Origin of the sequence: Mesorhizobium sp. M0296 (assembly GCF_040321675.1) — a bacterium.
Lineage (GTDB): Bacteria > Pseudomonadota > Alphaproteobacteria > Rhizobiales > Rhizobiaceae > Mesorhizobium.
Map to the genome: position 1 here is coordinate 141,880 of NZ_JAMYRZ010000002.1, position 16,285 is coordinate 158,164.

Sequence of the window (16,285 nt, forward strand, 5' to 3'; positions counted from 1 at the left end):
CGGATTAGGGCAACGGCCAACTCAGCGGCATGGAGCCACGCCTGGTTGGCGCCTTTTAAGAAATCTACTGAGCGGCTGGGCCTCCCAACACCTGGAGGGACGGCGGATGGCCTTCATGCTCGGCCATGTAACCCTCGACCTGGGCTTCGAGGTCGGCCATGGTCTCGCCGCCTGCCATCAGATCTGTGATCTCCTCGCGGGACCGTTGGCCTTTGCGGAAATCGGCGGCGATGGCGCCGCGGATCAGCACCGCGAAATGATCGCCGACGGCCATGGCGTGCATGACCTGGTGGGTGATGAAGACCACGGCCAGGCCGCGCCTCTTCGCCTCGTTGACGATACGCAGCACGTGCGAGGCCTGCTTGACGCCGAGCGCTGCGGTCGGTTCGTCCAGGATCAGTAAGCGCGCTCCAAAATACACAGCACGGGCAATGGCGAGCGACTGGCGCTCGCCGCCGGACAGTCCCCCAACCAGGCGGTCACCGTCATCGATGCGGGTGATTCCGAAATCGCGTACCGCTTTCACTGCGATTTCGTTGGCGCGCTTGCGGTCGTAGATCTTGAACGGTCCCCAGCCTTTGGTCGGCTCTACGCCGACGAAGAAGGACCGCCCGATGCTCATCAGCGGGAAGGTGCCGCCGAACTGGTGCACTGTGGCGATTCCTTGTGCCTGGGCCTCCCGAGGTCCAGAGAAGGTAACCGGCTGACCGTCCATCAGTATCTGGCCGCTGGTGGGTTTGTGGACACCGGCGAGCGTTTTGATGAGAGTTGATTTGCCGGCGCCGTTGTCACCGAGCAGACAAAGCACTTCGCCGGCGCGTACCCTCAGCGAAATATCGTGCAGGACGTCGATTGGTCCGAAGGACTTGTTGACGTTCCTCAGTTCTAGAATGGCAGGTTTGTCGTTCATGGCGGGCACATCTCCCATCTGCGATCCGGCTGGCCTGACACTGTTGATCGGCGAGGAAATTGAAGGTCGATGCTCGTTAATCGATGCGAGCCCATTGCTTAGCTGCTGTAGCAGATCATTTTTCATGGGTTTGCTGGCTCCCGCGGCACGCTTCGCTCGCGCCGCGGCCTGAAATACAGAGCCAGGTCGCGGAAGGACTGGTTCATCATCACCGCCACCAGAAGCATCACGCCGATGATCAGATTCGACCAGTTTCGGTCAATCTGGGTGAAATAGATGCCCTGGCTGACGATGGCGAAGGTGATGGTGCCGACGAAGATACCCACGACCGACCCGAAACCGCCGGTCAGCAGCACGCCGCCCACGACCACGGACACGATGGCGTTGAAGATAAAGCTCATGCCACCGGAGACCTGGGCGGAATTGAACAGGATCGCCTGACAGATCCCGACAAAGGTGGCGCTGACCGCGGACAACACAAACAACGCAATGGTCACGCGGTCTGTCGGAATGCCGGCGTTGCGGGCGCTGACGCGGTCGCCGCCCATTGCAAATAGCCAGTTCCCGTAACGGGTCTTGTGCAGAACGAAGCCTGTGACAACAGCGAAGGCGACCCACCAGATTATGATGACCTGGTGACTGCCGCCGATCAACTGGCCGAAGAGGAATTTGGCCCAATCCGGTGCGGTCAGGGCAACGCTGGCATTACCGGTCAGAAGCACCGAAGCACTGAGCACCACCCCCTGCATGGCGACCAGGGTGGCCAGAGTAATGATGAGCGAGGGCACGGAGGTACGGATCGTCAGCAGACCGTTGACCAGGCCTACCGCCACGCCGACTGCCAGCGCTCCAGCTATCCCTACCCCTATTGGCAGTCCGTAGTAACCGGTGAGTATGGCAGTTGTCATCGAACCAACTGGGATCAGAGCGCCGATGGAAATGTCTAGTTCACCTGAGATCATCAGCAGCCCGACGGGAATGGCGACGATGCCGAGATTGGCCGCGAAATTGACCCAACTCGCCGCGCCAACGAGCGTACCCAGGTGGGCGCCGCCGAATAGAACGAAGAACAACACCACGCCAATAAGACTGAGGATCGAGCCGGCTTCGGGACGACGCAGTACGGATTTGATCACGTCCATCATGGCTGCTTTCCTCTCTTCGAAGAATAGCTGAGTGCCAATTGCCGGAAGGTGTCGTTTGTCAGCACCGCGATCAAAAGAAGCGCGCCGATTATGATGCTTCCGATGTTGGGATCCAGGCTGGTGAAGTAGATGCCCTGGTTCACGATCGAGAAGGTAATCGTGCCAAACACGATGCCAACGATCGAGCCAAAGCCACCCGTGAGCAGAACGCCCCCGATGACCACACACATGATGGAATTGAAGATAAAGGACTGACCAGCCAGAACCTGCGCACTCTGATAGACCATCACCTCGCTGACCCCGACGAAAGCGGCATTGAAGCCGGATAGCATGAACAGGCCGATGGTCAGCCGTTTGGTCGGAATGCCAACGTTGCGCGCACTTTCCTTGTCGCCACCGAGTGCATAGATCCAGTTGCCCAGTGGGGAGATGTGCAACAGCCAGAACAGGCCAATCACGAACAGCACCCACCACAGGATCGTGACTTGGAACATGCCGCCGAGATAGTCGCCGAAGATTGCCTTGGTAAGCGGGTCTGGCACCAGTGACACGCCGGTGCTGCCGGCGATCTTGACGGTGAGACCTAGCGTCAGGCCCATCGTGAGGAACATGGTGCCGATTGTGATTATGAGTGACGGGATGGTCGTTCTCGTCACGAAGAGCCCGTTGAGGAGGCCGACAGCGAGGCCGAGGCCAAGCGCGGCCGTTATGCCAAGCCAGTCGGGCAGCCCATAGTGACCCGAGATGATGGCAGCGGTAAGCGACGCTGCGGGGATCACGGCGCCGACCGAGATGTCGAGTTCCCCGGCGATCATCAGCAACCCTATCGGCATTGCGATGATCCCAATCTCGGACGCGATGTTCAACCAGCTGGCCGTGCCGGCTGCCGATAGGAAGCCGCTTCCGCCGAACAGGCCAAAGAAAAGCAGAACCGCGACCAGGCCGAGGAATGAGCCCGACTCTGGTCGACGCGCCAGCCGGCCGAGGGCGAGTCCGGACCGCGTGGGGTCCGCCGCCGGGATCGATGTGGAAGTCACGGGATGTGCCATTGGGTAATCCGCGAGCGGGCGGCCAGCCACGATGAGGCCGCCGCAGGGAGATGGAATGGCCGCCCCCGCTCCATGCGAGGGCGGCACTGAACAAAGGGCTATCGCGTCCCGGCTTTCACACCAGCGATGGTAGCATCTACGGAAGCCTTATCGATGATGCCGGGTCCAGTCAGGATCTCACGAGTGGGCACGGTGAGGCCGTAGTTTACATTGCCGTTCAGGATCGCCACGGCGAGGTAGCCCTGCAGGTAGCCTTGCTGATCAATCGCGCAGGCCTGTTTCCCATCCTTGATGTTGTTCAGGATGGTCTCGTCGAAGTTGATGCCGCAGAGATGAACCTTATCACTTTTTCCGGCCTGGGTGAGGCCGTTCATGGCGGAGTTGGCGTCAACGTTACCGATGGTGAACACGGCGGTCACGTCCGAGTGCTGCAGCAAATAGGCCTTCACAGCCTGCGCAACAGCTGTAGCTGAACCGAACGACGTGGCGGGCAAGGGCAACACGTCGGCCTCGCCGCCGCCATTCTTCATCCCCTCTTTGAAGCCACCACAATAAGCTTCGATATTGGCGGCACCCGGGAGGGTGTTGATGCAGACGCCTTTCTTGCTGCCGGCTTTGGCCAGGTACTCGCCGCCCGCGACGCCACCCTTGTAGTCGTCAGAGCCGACGTAGTTCAGCGCGCCGAGGCGATCGGCCGCCTTCAACCCGCCAGCATTGTAGATGACCAGTGGAATGCCGGCATCCTTGACGGCCTTGAACGCAGGATCCATTGCTTCTGGCACCCAGTCCGGACCGACAATGGCATCGGCTTTCTGGTCGATGGCCTGCCGGATCAGCTCGGCAGCATCCACACCCAGATTGTCATAGTTCTGGGGACCGAGCCAAGTGACCTTACCGCCCTGGGCCTCGACCACTTTGCCGGCGTCTTCGGCGCCCCGCTTGACGATCGACCAAAACGGATCGTCCGGCTTGCCGCCGATCACGAAGATGTTGGCGGCAAGTGTCACCCCGGTGCTGAATGCAGTCAGAACCGTTGCCGATATGAGTGTCTTTAAAAGCTTCACAGTAGTCCTCCCAGGTTTCACCCGCTCTGCAGGTGTTCAAATTAAGTTCTGCTGCCCCGCGCCCTCTCCTCATAGGCGCTGATGCCTTTCGTCACTCCGCCGGCATACCCGAGCCTGCCCCAGGGGCTTGCTGCTTGGCGCGTAGCTTCTCTTTCTTTTTGAGGAAGCGCGCCTTCATCGCGTCGTCGGCCTCCTTGCTGCCGTCGTGCCAGGTACCGAACAGCCTATCGAGCGGCACGAGACCGTCTCCGCCATAGTTCACCTCGAAGTACTTGTGGTGCAGGTAATGCACATAAGAGTGGCTATCGAGATTCAACTTGTCGGTCAGTTCAAACGTTTCGAAGCCAAGATGACCGTTGACCGCGCCAAAGCCGGCGCCGTGCAGCGTGAAATAGGCGCAGACCGGGTTGGACGGGATCAGCAGGTGCAGCCACGCCTCGGCGTGATACAGGAAGCCTTCCACGGGGTGCATGGAAAGAGACGACCATGGGCTGGGGTTGATCGAATTGTGGTGAACCGAATGGACCCACTTATAGACAGGTGGCCAGTGGATCGCGCGGTGCAGCAGAAAGAAATAAACCTCGTGAACAAACGGCGCGAGCAACACCAGGAAAGACAAGTAGAGCCAATTGGTCGTCCAGGGCAGCCAGACCGCCCAGCTGTTGGCGTAGACCCACAGCATCACGATTTCGACCACCGTCCACAGCGGAATGGTGACAAAGAAGGACCGCAGGAAATTGTCTAGGTTCTGGCGCTGGAACCAGAAAACATCGGACGGCACATCAGACGGAAATTTGGCATTGTATTTGAAGCGCGTGCCCTGCCGGCGATGAACGTAGAAGCGCAGCTCGAAGAAGCCATAAAACAGGAAAATGCCGGGGGCGTTCAGACCGTAAAGCCAAAAATAGTTGAGCACCGACAAGCTTGCCAGGCTCTGCCAGTTCGGGATGAGAAAATTCACCCAGAGGAGCGATGTGGCGATGTGGAAAGCATTCCACGGCCAAAAAAAATCAGGGAGCCAGGCGATGACCTTTCTTGCATTGAACGGACGATGCCACAACGGCGCCGGTTCGGCGCGGCGGTGCGGCGCCCAATTGCCGCGCTTGTCGCGTGTCCCATACTGAAGGTCATCCATCGTAACAGCACCTCCGTGCCCGGATCAGTCTTGAGCGTGTGGGTCTAGCCGCCGGGAGCCATCATCAGATCATATCCCTAGCTGGCACATTTCATATCGGAGGGTTGATATTTGTAGTAGTCGAAAATAATATCAAAATGACATTTGTATCATTTCGGCTCAATCATCATGATACAAACGAAGGTGAGGTTCATGACTCGGCCGACAATTCGCGATCTCGCTATTGCCGCAGGCGTATCCACAGCGACCGTAAACAGAATTCTGAGTGGCTCGGTTTCCGTACGTCCGAAAACCATCCAGCGCGTTCAAAGCGCGGCTGAAGAAATAGGGTTCTACGGCATCGGCGCGATTGATAACCGAGCCCGTCAGATATCGCCGCATTATCGGTTGGGTTTCCTACTTCAGCAGTCCACTCGCGATCTCTACCAGCTGTTCGGCAAGAAAATCGTTGCCGCCTGTCGCGATCGCCGGGACGAGGTGATCGAGCCGGTTATCGACTTTGTGGATCTGCTGACACCGGAGACGATCTCGAGCCGCCTCGTCGCGCTCGGCGAGTCGTGCGACGCTGTCGCTGTGGTCGCCGCAGATCATCCGATCATTGGCCAGGCCATCCGTTCTCTGAAGGAGATCGGGAAACCCGTCGTCTCTTACATTACCGACCAATCAGCGCCGGAACGGGCGGCGTATGTAGGCACCGATAACTGGAAGCTGGGGCGCACCGCAGCCTTCCTGATCACCCAGACCACACATGGCCCTGGTCGCATTGCGGTGTTCATAGGGAACCACCGCTATCAATGCCAGGACGTCGCAGACGCCAGCTTCCGGTCCTATTTGCGCGAGCATGCTCCGCGGCTAACAGTGGAGGAAAGTCGTCCGACCCATGAGGAATCGAGTGAGGCGTACCGCATGGTGGCCGAGTTGCTGAAGGCGACTGACGACCTTGTGGGCATTCTGATCGTCGGCGGCGGAATAACCGGCGTCCTCCGTGCGCTAAGGGAGGCAACTCTCGAGAAGCGTTCGGGGATCAAGCTGGTTTGCCGTGATATTGGACCCGAAACCCGAAAGGGACTGTCTGAAGGGTTGATCACTGCAGCTCTCTGTCATCCGCTCGACGCAACCTCGGCCTTTCTTGTCCAAACCATGATTGATGTCATTGGACCACAAGCACCGTTCGCCACCCTTCAGCGGTCAATTCCTTTCGAAATAGTCACGCCGGAAAATATCTGAGGCAAATGTCAGCTAGGGGTCGCCCTTCGGGCGTTCTTCGACCCCATCAGAATGTCCGCTTTCAGCTCACGCACAAGCCAACCTCAACGTCCGACATCGGGCGCAAAGCGGTCATCCGACCGCTTGGCCTTCGGAAGACGGATTTGGGTCATGATCTGTCCACCGGCGGCGTCTGCACAGAGCGCGGCAAAATCCGCTGCTTGGCTTAAACACCGCACCTGAAGGCGGGCACCGGAACGGGCAAGCCGACGCTCGGCAAAACCAGCAGGAGCCGTGAGCAATTCCGCCCCCGCGCTTTTCGCCCAGCTCAGAAGATCGAGTTGGTCACCGATTTTATCGGGCCGAGCAGGATCGATCCTTCCGGCACGCCGGCGTCGATCGGGATGGCTTTGCGGTTTGCTGTCGCCACCATCGGCTGGCCGATGTCGGCCGTCACCACGACCGGGGTCTTGTTCGGCACTCGGTCGTAGAGATCGATAATGTCCTGGTTCATCAGGCGAACACAGCCCGACGACACCGATTTGCCGATCGACCGCCATTCCGGCGAACCGTGCAAGCGGTAGAGCGTGTCCTGGTTGCCCTGGAAGAGATAAAGCGCCCGTGCGCCAAGCGGGTTCTTGAGCCCACCGGGCATGCCGCCATTGTCGGCGCTGTACGGCTTCAACTCCGGCTGCCGGGCGATCATGTCGTCCGGCGGCGTCCATTTCGGCCATTTCTGCTTCCATTGGACCACCGCATCGCCCGACCATTCGAAGCCGGCGCGGCCGAGGCCGACGCCATAGCGGATCGCCTGGCCGCCCGGGCGCACCAGATAGAGGAAGTGATTGGTGGTGTCGACGACGATGGTACCCGGCTGCTGCCCGGTCGGATCGTCCACGATCTGGCGCAGGAACTGCGGGTCGATCTTGTCGACCGGTATGGCCGGCAGCTCGAAGCCGCCATCCGACATCGGCCCATACATCGTCACATAGTCGCCGAGCGCCGGCTCGACATAGGTCGGCGGCGGCGGCTCGACCGGTTGTTGCGACAGCGTGGTGCAACTGGAGACCGCGACCGAGGCGGCGCCAAGGGCTGCTGCGTTGAGAAAACCGCGACGGCTCAGGCGAAAAGAGGACGATGGGGGTGTGAACATGATTGCCTTTTTTAAGTCTCAAATCGCAACAAAGCATAAATGCGTCCGGTTGCGCGCGGTTGCCCGAGCAATGCCCGGCGCGATAGGCGGTTCCAATTCTGGCCGCAGGGTGGACAAACAAAGGCAAAGCTGTGACTGGATCGTCACTGTTGCGCCGACGCAACATTTCCGGTGTCACCCCCCGGCGACCAGACCTTCAAGGGACGGCAGGATCAGGGCCGGTGGAAAATCCCGGTATTCCTCTGGCTGATTGGCGCGGTTGATCCACACCGTCCTGAAGCCGAATTTGGTGGCGCCGGCGACGTCCCAGCGGTTGGATGACTGGAAAGAGACAGCGCCCGGATAGAGGCGCCATCCCGTGGTGACCATGTCGTAGACCGACGGATCGGTCTTGAAGCGCCTGACGCTGTCGACGGAAAAGACGTCGTCCAGGACCTGGTCGAGCGCGGCGGATTTGACGGCCGCTTGCAGCATCTCAGGCGAACCGTTGGACAGGATCGCCAGCCTTGCCCCCGATGCCTTGAGCGCCTTGAGCACGGCCGGCACCTCCGGATAGCAGTCCAGCCGCCAATAGGCCTCGAGCAGCTTCGCCCTCAGCCCGGCATCCGCGGATGGAACCTTGCGCAGGGCGAAGTCGAGGGCCTGCTCGGTGAGCTGCCAGAAATCGGCATAGGCCCCCATCAGCGTCCTGACCCAGGAATATTCCAGCTGCTTGGCGCGCCAGATATCGGACAGCAACTGGCCGTCCGGCCCGATCTGGTCGGCGTGACGGCGCACGGCCGCATGCACGTCGAACAGCGTGCCATAGGCGTCGAAAACGTAAGCCGCGAACTGCATTCGACAGTTTTGAGGCCGCGTAAGGCATGGCGCAAGCGCTGATTGCAGTCCGCCAGCCCGCTGGCCTCAACAAATCTCAGCCAAGCCGGTTGACGGCGGCCGCCAAAGCATCTTCCAATGCGCCGCAACAAGCATCGAACGGAACCTGGCAATGACACTGGCGACTGCGGCGCAATCCGCGACATGGACCTTCGTCGACGGCGACTGGTACGAGGGCAACGTTGCCATTCTAGGGCCGCGCAGCCACGCCATGTGGCTCGGCACCAGCGTGTTCGACGGCGCCCGCTGGTTCGAGGGCGTCGCTCCCGATCTCGATCGCCATGCAGCGCGGGTAAATGCCTCGGCGATCGCGCTCGGCCTGAAACCGACGATGAGCACCGACAAGATCGTCGGCCTGACCTGGGACGGGCTGAAGAAGTTCGACGGCAACACGGCGGTCTATATCAGGCCGATGTATTGGGCCGAGCATGGCGGCTATATGGGCGTGCCGGCCGACCCGGCCTCGACGCGTTTCTGCCTTTGCCTCTACGAATCGCCGATGATCTCGCCGGCGCGGTTTTCGGTGACGGTTTCGCCGTTCCGGCGCCCGACCATCGAGACCATGCCGACCAACGCCAAGGCTGGCTGCCTTTATCCCAACAACGGCCGTTCCATCCTCGAAGCCAAGATGCGCGGCTTCGACAATGCGCTCGTGCTCGACATGCTGGGCAATGTCGCCGAGACCGGCACCTCGAATATTTTTCTGGTCAAGGACGGCCATGTCCTGACGCCGGCGCCGAACGGCACCTTCCTGTCCGGCATTACCCGCGCGCGCACCATGGCCCTGCTAGGCGAATACGGTTTCACGACGACGGAAAAGACGCTGTCGATCCGCGATTTCCTGGAGGCGGACGAAATCTTCTCGACCGGAAACCACTCGAAAGTCGTGCCGGTCACCCGTATCGAGGATCGCAATCTGCAGCCCGGACCGGTGGCCAAGAAGGCGCGCGAACTCTATTGGGAATGGGCGCATTCGACTTCGCCCGGCTGACCCGCTAAAAAGCGGCCGGCGCTTCGTTTCCGGAGTTGTTCCAGACCAATCCAGTCCTATGTTAGTCCGGTATCGACACCGGATTTTTCCACGAGGGAGTACGACCGATGGCTTTTGAATTGCCCGCCTTGCCCTATGATTACGAGGCCTTGCAGCCTTACATGTCCAAGGAAACGCTGGAATATCATCACGACAAGCACCACAAGGCCTATGTCGACAACGGCAACAAGCTGGCCGCCGAGGCGGGCATGGGCGATTTGTCGGTCGAAGAGGCCGTCAAACAGTCCTTCGGCAAGAATGCGGGCCTCTTCAACAATGCCGCCCAGCACTACAATCACATCCATTTCTGGAAATGGATGAAGAAGGGCGGCGGTGGCAACAAGCTGCCGGGCGCATTGCAAAAGGCGGTCGACAGCGATCTTGGTGGCTACGACAAGTTCAAAGCCGACTTCATCGCCGCCGGCACCACCCAGTTCGGTTCGGGTTGGGCCTGGGTCTCGGTCAAGGACGGCAAGCTGGCGATCTCGAAGACGCCGAACGGCGAGAACCCGCTCGTCCATGGCGCGACCCCGATCCTCGGCGTCGATGTCTGGGAACATTCCTACTACATCGATTACCGCAACGCCCGGCCGAAATACCTCGAAGCCTTCGTCGACAGTCTCATCAACTGGGACTATGTGCTCGAGCTCTACGAAAAGGCCTGATCCGTTCCAGAAAGCCCCGGCAGAACCGGGGCTTTTCTTTTTCAGCATCAGAACGACAGCTGCAAAAATTTCACGCAAGCGTGAGGCGAAGCGTCGGAATTTTTAAGCCATCCTTGCCGTTTGTCATCGGAGTGGGGCCGCATCCTGAATTGCCTTCAACATGGAGCCAAGTGAATGAGAAAGCTTATCCTCGCCATCTCGATGCTCGCCTTCGCCGGCTCGGCGGCATTTGCCGACCCGGTAGCCGACCGGCAGGCCCTGATGAAGGAACGTGGCAAGATCGCCGCCGGCTTGTCGAAAGTGGTCAAGGGCGAGACGCCCTACGACGCAGCTTCGGTGCTGACGGCGTTGCAGGCACTGCAGGTCAATGCCGAGAAATTCCATGCCGGCGTCGACACGCTTTTCCCGGCGGGCAGCGACACCGGCGACACCACGGCGTCCCCAAAAATCTGGCAGGACATGGCCGGCTTCAAGACGGCTGAAGGCAAGTACCTCGCCGACGTCAAGGCGGCGGTCGCCGCAGCACCTGCGGATGCCGACGCGTTGAAGGCGCAGTTCAACACCATCGGCGGCGGCTGCGGCAACTGTCATCAAAACTACAGGGTGAAAAAAGGCTGATAGCGGGCAATGCGCTTGCTGAAGAAACTTGTCGGCGGCGCCCTCGTTCTGGGCGGGGCGGCCGCGATTGCCGGCTGGTTCCTGTCGGCTCCGGTCAGGCTCGATGCCGCAACGCTGGCTGAGCTTGGTCCCGGCGACGCCGCCAGGGGCAAGCGCATCTTCTACGCCGGCGGCTGCACATCCTGTCATGCCAAGCCTGGCTCGCAAGGCGACGCCCGCCTTCAGCTGGCGGGCGGCCTTGAACTCAAGACGCCATTCGGCACCTTTGTGCCGCCGAACATATCGCAGGATACCAGGGACGGCATCGGCGCCTGGTCGGTCGAGGATCTTGCCAACGCCATGCTGAAGGGCGTGTCACCGTCGGGCGAGCATCTCTATCCGGCATTTCCCTATACTTCCTACGCGCGCATGAAGCCGGCCGACATTGCCGATCTCTATGCATTCCTGAAGACGTTACCCGCGGTCGCCGGCAAGGCGCCCGCCAATTCGCTGGGGTTTCCCTTCAACGTCCGACGCGGTCTTGGCTTGTGGAAGCTGCTCTATTTGAGTGACCAGCCGGTCGTTTCCTTTCCCGACGGCACACCGGATCCGGTGGTGACAGGCCGCTATCTGGTCGAAGGCCCCGGCCATTGCGGCGAATGCCACACGCCGCGGGATCTTGCCGGCGGCACCAGGAAGCGCCAATGGCTGGCAGGGGCGGCCGCCGCCGAAGGCAGCGGCATCGTGCCGAACATCACGTCGGGCGAGGGCGGCATCGCGAACTGGTCCGAGGCCGACATCGCCAACTATCTCGAAACCGGCTTCACGCCGGATTTCGATACGGTCGGCGGCGCAATGGTCGACGTGCAGCGGAACATGGCCGTGCTGACCCCGGAGGACCGCGCAGCGATCGCCGCCTACCTGAAAGCCGTGCCGCCGCACCCCAACGGCTATCCGGCGCGCAAGAAGCCGTCGAGCTGACGGCCGTTGCGTCAGCGGTCGCCGAGAAAGTCGAAGCCGGTTTCGAAGAAGTGATTGTAGTCGCAGGTCATTTCCTCGCCGGGCGCAATGTCGCGCAAGGCATAGGTCTCCTCCGGCTGCGAGACGTCGCAATTCGGGCTGTCGGCATGGTTCATGTAACGCGCATCGTCGGCTTCGAAGACGATGTAGTTCGGGTCGCGCCGGTCCGGATAGGCGTAGCGGTCGAGATAGGTTCTGACCGGCCCGGTTTCCCGCTCGTAGGCCGCTACCTCGATGCGCCGGTCGTATTTCGGGTCGAGCTTCCAGACCAGCGTGCCGCGGGCAATGTGGTTCTTGGCAAAGACGCCGATGCCCTGGATGGGCGATTTGTCGAGATAGACATCGACGAGCAACATGGCAGATCCTTGGGTGATTGTGTGTTGGCGCGGCTGTGAAAAGGCCGCGCACTGGGTAGCGCGCGGCCTTTGCAATTGCGAGCGGAAAATCAGCTGTGCCTGCCCATTATCCGAAGCCTCGTACGGCTCGTCGCCTGTCGAGACCCTAGCGCTGTTGCAGCGCCAGCCGGATGCCTAAGGCGCAATAGATACCGCCGACAGCTTTGCCTTGCCATCTCAGCACCGTCGGGTTTCGGCGCAGGAATGCACCGAGGCCGCCCGCAGCCACGGCGAAAACCACCGTGCTGACGAGGCCCAACAGAACAAAGATGACGCCCAATATCGCCAGTTGAAGCATCACCGATCCGTTTTCAGGCCGCACGAACTGCGGAAGAAATGCGAGGAAGAAAAGCGCGGTCTTGGGATTGAGAACCTCGGTCAAAACAGCCTGCCGAAATGCTTTGGCAGCGGGGATCGCAAGTGCGCCGGCGGCCGGATAGGCCGGCGTTTTCTCGATGATCGCGCGAATGCCGAGATAAATGAGGTAGGCTGCGCCGATGTACTTCACGATGCTGAAAAGCGCCGCCGACGTGGCAATGATCGCCGAAATGCCGACGATCGCCATGAAGGTGTGAACCACGTCGCCGGCCGCGATCCCGGCGCCGGTCGCAATGCCCACCCTGGTTCCGGAACTGGTTGCCCGCGCCACCGTCAGAAGAGTGGCGGGACCCGGGATGAAGACAAAGCCAAGCACAACCGCGACATAAGCTATCAACGTGGCGAGATCGATCATTGGTGGGCTCCGCAACTCTCACCGCCAATGAAGCCACGTCGCGGAACGGAAGACAATGACCGCTCATCCGCCGATGTTCACGCCGCAAGCTCGGCCTTGCCCGTCACCTTGAGCGCGAAGGCATAGGTGAAGGCGATTTCCTCCAGTCTTGAAAACCGGCCGGAGGCGCCGGCATGGCCTGAATCCAGGTTGATCTTGAACAGCACCGGATTTTCACCCGTCTTGCGGTCGCGCAGCCGCGCCACCCATTTGGCCGGCTCCCAATAGGTGACGCGCGGGTCGGTCAGGCCGGCCAGTGCCAGGATCGGCGGATAGTCGAGTGCGGCGACATTGTCGTAGGGCGAGTAGGCGGCGATGGTCCGGTAATCCTCCGCCGACGCGATCGGATTGCCCCATTCCGGCCATTCCGGCGGCGTCAGCGGCAAGCTGGCGTCGAGCATGGTGGAGAGCACGTCGACGAAGGGAACCTCGGCGACGACGGCGCCGAAGCATTGCGGCGCCATGTTGGCGACCGTGCCCATCAGCATGCCGCCGGCCGAACCGCCCTGCGCAACGATGCGGTCATGCTGTGTATAGCGTTCGGCGACGAGGTGTTGGGCGACCGCGATGAAATCGGTGAACGTGTTCATCTTGTTCGCCCGCTTGCCGTCGTCGTACCAGCCATAGCCCTTGTCCTTGCCGCCGCGAACATGGGCTATCGCGTAGACAAAGCCGCGGTCGACCAGCGAAAACAGATTGGTGTTGAACGCGGCGGGTACGGCTATGCCGTAAGATCCGTAGCCGTAAAGCAGGCAAGGGGCGGACCCGTCGAGCGGTGTGTCGCGGTGATGGAGGAGCGAGATCGGCACCAGTTCGCCGTCGGCGGCAGGCGCCATCAGCCGGCGCGTGACGTAGTGCTCCGGGTCGTGGCCGGACGGCACTTCCTGGGTCTTGAGCAGCACCCGCTCGCGGGTGCGCATGTTGTAATCGAAGACCTGCGCGGGGGTCGTCATCGACGAATAGGAAAAGCGCATGATCTCGGTGTCGTATTCGTAGGAGCCGGACAGGCCGAGCGAGAAGGCTTCCTCGTCGAAGGAGATCAGGTGCTCCTCGCCGCTCTTGCGGTCGCGCACGACGATGCGCGGCAGGCCTTCCTTGCGCTCGAGCCGGACCATGTGGTCCTTGAAGCCGATCACCGAAAGGATCAGCCGGCCCGCTTCGTGCGGCACTAGTTCCTGCCAATTGGCGCGCACCGGATCATGGGCCGGCGCAGTCATGATCTTGAAGTCCTTGGCGCCATCGGCATTGGTGAGGATGAAGAAGATGTCGCCGCCTTCCTCGAGTTCGTACTGCAGGCCCGTCTGGCGCGCCGCAACCAGCTTCGGCTCTGCGAACGGATCGTTGGCGCTCATGATACGGTATTCCGAGGTCTCATGGTCGTTGATGCCGATCATGATCCACTCGTTGGAGCGCGTGCCGCCGACATCCATGAAAAAGCCGGGATCGGTCTCCTCGTAGATCAGCCGGTCGTTTTCACGACCGTCGCCAAGCGCATGGAACAGCACTTTGGAAGGACGGTGGTTGGGGTCGAGGCGGGTGTAGAAAAAACCGTCATTGCCGGCATCCCACACACCGCCGCCGCCGGTGTCCGGGACCCTGTCCGCCAGATCGTTGCCGCCGGCCAGATCGCGGACGCGCAGCGTGTAGAATTCGGAACCCTTGTCGTCGAAGGCCCAGAGCAGCTTGCTGTGGTCGTCCGAATGATCGACGCCGCCCAGGCGGAAATAGGGCTTGCCCTCGGCCTCGGCATCGCCGTCGAGCAATATCTGCTTGTCGCCGCCGTCACGCGCCGTGCGGAAATAACGCGGCTGCTGGCCGCCAAGCTTGAAGGAGGAGCCGTAGGCGTAAGGTCCGTCCTTCATCGGCACGGAAGAATCGTCTTCCTTGATGCGTCCCTTCATTTCCGCGAAAAGCTGCTTCTGCAGTTGGACCGTATCGGCCATCAGCGCCGCCTGGTAAGCATTCTCGGCTTCGAGGTGGGCGCGGATTTGGCCGTCGAGCAGGGACGGATCCCTGAACATCTCTTGCCAATTGGCGGCCCTCAGCCAGCCATAATCGTCCGTCCGCGTTATGCCGTGATGCGTGTCGAAGATCGGCCGCTTCTCCGGCTGCGGCGGCGTGGCGGTCGGAAACACTGGGGTTCTGGTCATTGCGTCTCGCTGTGGAAGCTACTTGAATGGCGAATGAACACGCCGAGCAGCGCGGGTTCAAGGGCTATGATCTATTGTCGTGGTGGCTCGAGAGGACGGGCTGGAGGAGCGGATAACGAATATTTCTTCTCGGACTGCCGCGGTTCTCGCCGTCGCTGCGATGACCCTGCCAGTGCCGGTCAATCTCATGCAACTGCCTTCGCGGCTTGGCAAGTGGCCGATATGGCTGGGTCTACGGAAATACATTACCCCATTTCAATAACACAGCGCACCGCTCCGGCGACGGCTCGCGAGCAACAGTAACGCTTCGCAACCTATGATTTTACTGAATCCACCGATCATCCAGGCTGTAATGCCGCCGGCAGGGTCAAGCATCGAACTCTATTTACCTGCTGCCGTTTGTGTAATGGCTGCTTGCCGCCGCGTCAGTCGATGCTGGTCTGACCAGAAAAAACGGCAAGGTTACACTTTGCACGAAAGAGTGAAGCTGAATGAGGAATATTTGACTTGTATCGCTGAATAGACCGCAAGAAGCGAATTGACTTACTTGGCGCTCAGGCTCATTAAGATGCCGCGACGCGAATCGCGGAGGCTTTTTCCTGCACAAGTTCGCGCGATGCCCTGCCTGCCAAAAATAGGGCGTAGACAGAAACAATTCTCGTTGGGACCTGAACGCCATGGATATTACCGAAACACCTTCCAGAAACAGTGACGCGCTGATCGAGCTCACCGCCGACGTGGTGGCTGCCTATGTCAGCAACAATCCCGTACCGGTCGGCGAACTGCCGAACCTTATCGCCGATGTCCATGCCGCTCTCGGGCGTGTCGGCGGGGCCGCCGAGCAGCCGCCTGCCGACAAGCAGAAGCCGGCGGTAAATCCGAAGCGGTCGGTGCATGACGACTACATCATCTGTCTCGAGGACGGCAAGAAGTTCAAGTCGCTCAAGCGTCACTTGATGACCCACTATGATCTGACGCCCGACCAGTATCGTGAAAAGTGGAACCTGGACCCGAGCTATCCGATGGTTGCGCCCAATTACGCGGCCGCCCGTTCGCAGCTCGCCAAGAAGATGGGTCTCGGCCGCAAGCGCAAGGGACGCTGACAAGCGGCTCTTCCG

At 60.6% G+C, this 16,285-nt stretch carries 16 protein-coding genes; 6 read left to right on the forward strand and 10 right to left on the reverse strand.

From position 1 onward, the window contains the following. Positions 1-64: 64 nt before the first annotated feature. From NKI97_RS03485 to NKI97_RS03505, 5 genes are all read right to left on the reverse strand, one after another. Positions 65-910, reverse strand: a complete 846-nt coding sequence (locus NKI97_RS03485) for an ATP-binding cassette domain-containing protein (RefSeq protein ID WP_352449066.1) — start codon at positions 908-910, stop codon at positions 65-67. Between the two features lie 122 nt (positions 911-1,032). Next, positions 1,033-2,052 (reverse strand): ABC transporter permease, encoded by a 1,020-nt coding sequence (locus NKI97_RS03490; protein ID WP_352449222.1) that lies wholly within the window; start codon positions 2,050-2,052, stop codon positions 1,033-1,035. Then, positions 2,052-3,134 carry an ABC transporter permease gene (locus tag NKI97_RS03495; protein ID WP_352449065.1) on the reverse strand — a complete coding sequence of 361 codons (1,083 nt, stop codon included), beginning with the start codon at positions 3,132-3,134 and terminating at the stop codon, positions 2,052-2,054. Before NKI97_RS03495 ends, NKI97_RS03490 begins: the two co-directional genes overlap by 1 nt. Positions 3,135-3,202: 68 nt before the next feature. After that, complete coding sequence (locus NKI97_RS03500) at positions 3,203-4,147, reverse strand: sugar ABC transporter substrate-binding protein (protein WP_502901421.1); 945 nt, start codon at positions 4,145-4,147, stop codon at positions 3,203-3,205. Positions 4,148-4,259: 112 nt separating this feature from the next. Then, a complete protein-coding gene (locus NKI97_RS03505; protein WP_352832748.1) occupies positions 4,260-5,303 on the reverse strand; it encodes a sterol desaturase family protein in 1,044 nt (347 codons plus the stop codon). Positions 5,304-5,495: 192 nt separating this feature from the next. On the opposite strand from NKI97_RS03505, the gene NKI97_RS03510 reads away from it, so the two are divergent. Continuing rightward, entirely contained in the window at positions 5,496-6,530 is a 1,035-nt protein-coding gene (locus NKI97_RS03510; RefSeq protein ID WP_352449062.1) for a LacI family DNA-binding transcriptional regulator, read from the forward strand. Between the two features lie 307 nt (positions 6,531-6,837). On the opposite strand, the gene NKI97_RS03515 is transcribed toward NKI97_RS03510, so the two are convergent. Together NKI97_RS03515 and NKI97_RS03520 are read right to left on the reverse strand one after the other, a co-directional pair. Further along, positions 6,838-7,662, reverse strand: a complete 825-nt coding sequence (locus tag NKI97_RS03515; RefSeq protein WP_352449061.1) for a L,D-transpeptidase — start codon at positions 7,660-7,662, stop codon at positions 6,838-6,840. A 174-nt stretch (positions 7,663-7,836) separates the two neighbouring features. Further along, positions 7,837-8,499 carry a haloacid dehalogenase type II gene (locus NKI97_RS03520; RefSeq protein ID WP_023677852.1) on the reverse strand — a complete coding sequence of 221 codons (663 nt, stop codon included), beginning with the start codon at positions 8,497-8,499 and terminating at the stop codon, positions 7,837-7,839. Between the two features lie 151 nt (positions 8,500-8,650). Between NKI97_RS03520 and NKI97_RS03525 the strand changes: the two genes are divergently transcribed. From NKI97_RS03525 to NKI97_RS03540, 4 genes are all read left to right on the forward strand, one after another. Further along, complete coding sequence (locus NKI97_RS03525) at positions 8,651-9,529, forward strand: branched-chain amino acid aminotransferase (protein ID WP_352832752.1); 879 nt, start codon at positions 8,651-8,653, stop codon at positions 9,527-9,529. Positions 9,530-9,636: 107 nt separating this feature from the next. Then, positions 9,637-10,233, forward strand: a complete 597-nt coding sequence (locus NKI97_RS03530) for a superoxide dismutase (RefSeq protein WP_023677850.1) — start codon at positions 9,637-9,639, stop codon at positions 10,231-10,233. Positions 10,234-10,407: 174 nt separating this feature from the next. After that, entirely contained in the window at positions 10,408-10,851 is a 444-nt protein-coding gene (locus NKI97_RS03535) for a c-type cytochrome (protein WP_352449059.1), read from the forward strand. Positions 10,852-10,860: 9 nt separating this feature from the next. Further along, positions 10,861-11,811 carry a cytochrome c gene (locus NKI97_RS03540; RefSeq protein ID WP_352449058.1) on the forward strand — a complete coding sequence of 317 codons (951 nt, stop codon included), beginning with the start codon at positions 10,861-10,863 and terminating at the stop codon, positions 11,809-11,811. An 11-nt stretch (positions 11,812-11,822) separates the two neighbouring features. On the opposite strand, the gene NKI97_RS03545 is transcribed toward NKI97_RS03540, so the two are convergent. The 3 genes from NKI97_RS03545 to NKI97_RS03555 all read right to left on the reverse strand — a co-directional run bounded on the left by NKI97_RS03545 (position 11,823) and on the right by NKI97_RS03555 (position 15,167). Then, positions 11,823-12,206, reverse strand: a complete 384-nt coding sequence (locus tag NKI97_RS03545; protein WP_352449057.1) for an SET domain-containing protein — start codon at positions 12,204-12,206, stop codon at positions 11,823-11,825. Between the two features lie 145 nt (positions 12,207-12,351). Next, positions 12,352-12,978: a LysE family translocator gene (locus tag NKI97_RS03550; RefSeq protein WP_352449056.1), complete on the reverse strand. Its 627-nt coding sequence runs from the start codon at positions 12,976-12,978 to the stop codon at positions 12,352-12,354. Between the two features lie 77 nt (positions 12,979-13,055). Beyond that, positions 13,056-15,167 carry a S9 family peptidase gene (locus NKI97_RS03555; protein ID WP_352832756.1) on the reverse strand — a complete coding sequence of 704 codons (2,112 nt, stop codon included), beginning with the start codon at positions 15,165-15,167 and terminating at the stop codon, positions 13,056-13,058. Between the two features lie 677 nt (positions 15,168-15,844). Between NKI97_RS03555 and NKI97_RS03560 the strand changes: the two genes are divergently transcribed. Beyond that, a complete protein-coding gene (locus NKI97_RS03560; RefSeq protein ID WP_023677844.1) occupies positions 15,845-16,270 on the forward strand; it encodes a Ros/MucR family transcriptional regulator in 426 nt (141 codons plus the stop codon). Positions 16,271-16,285: the final 15 nt, after the last annotated feature.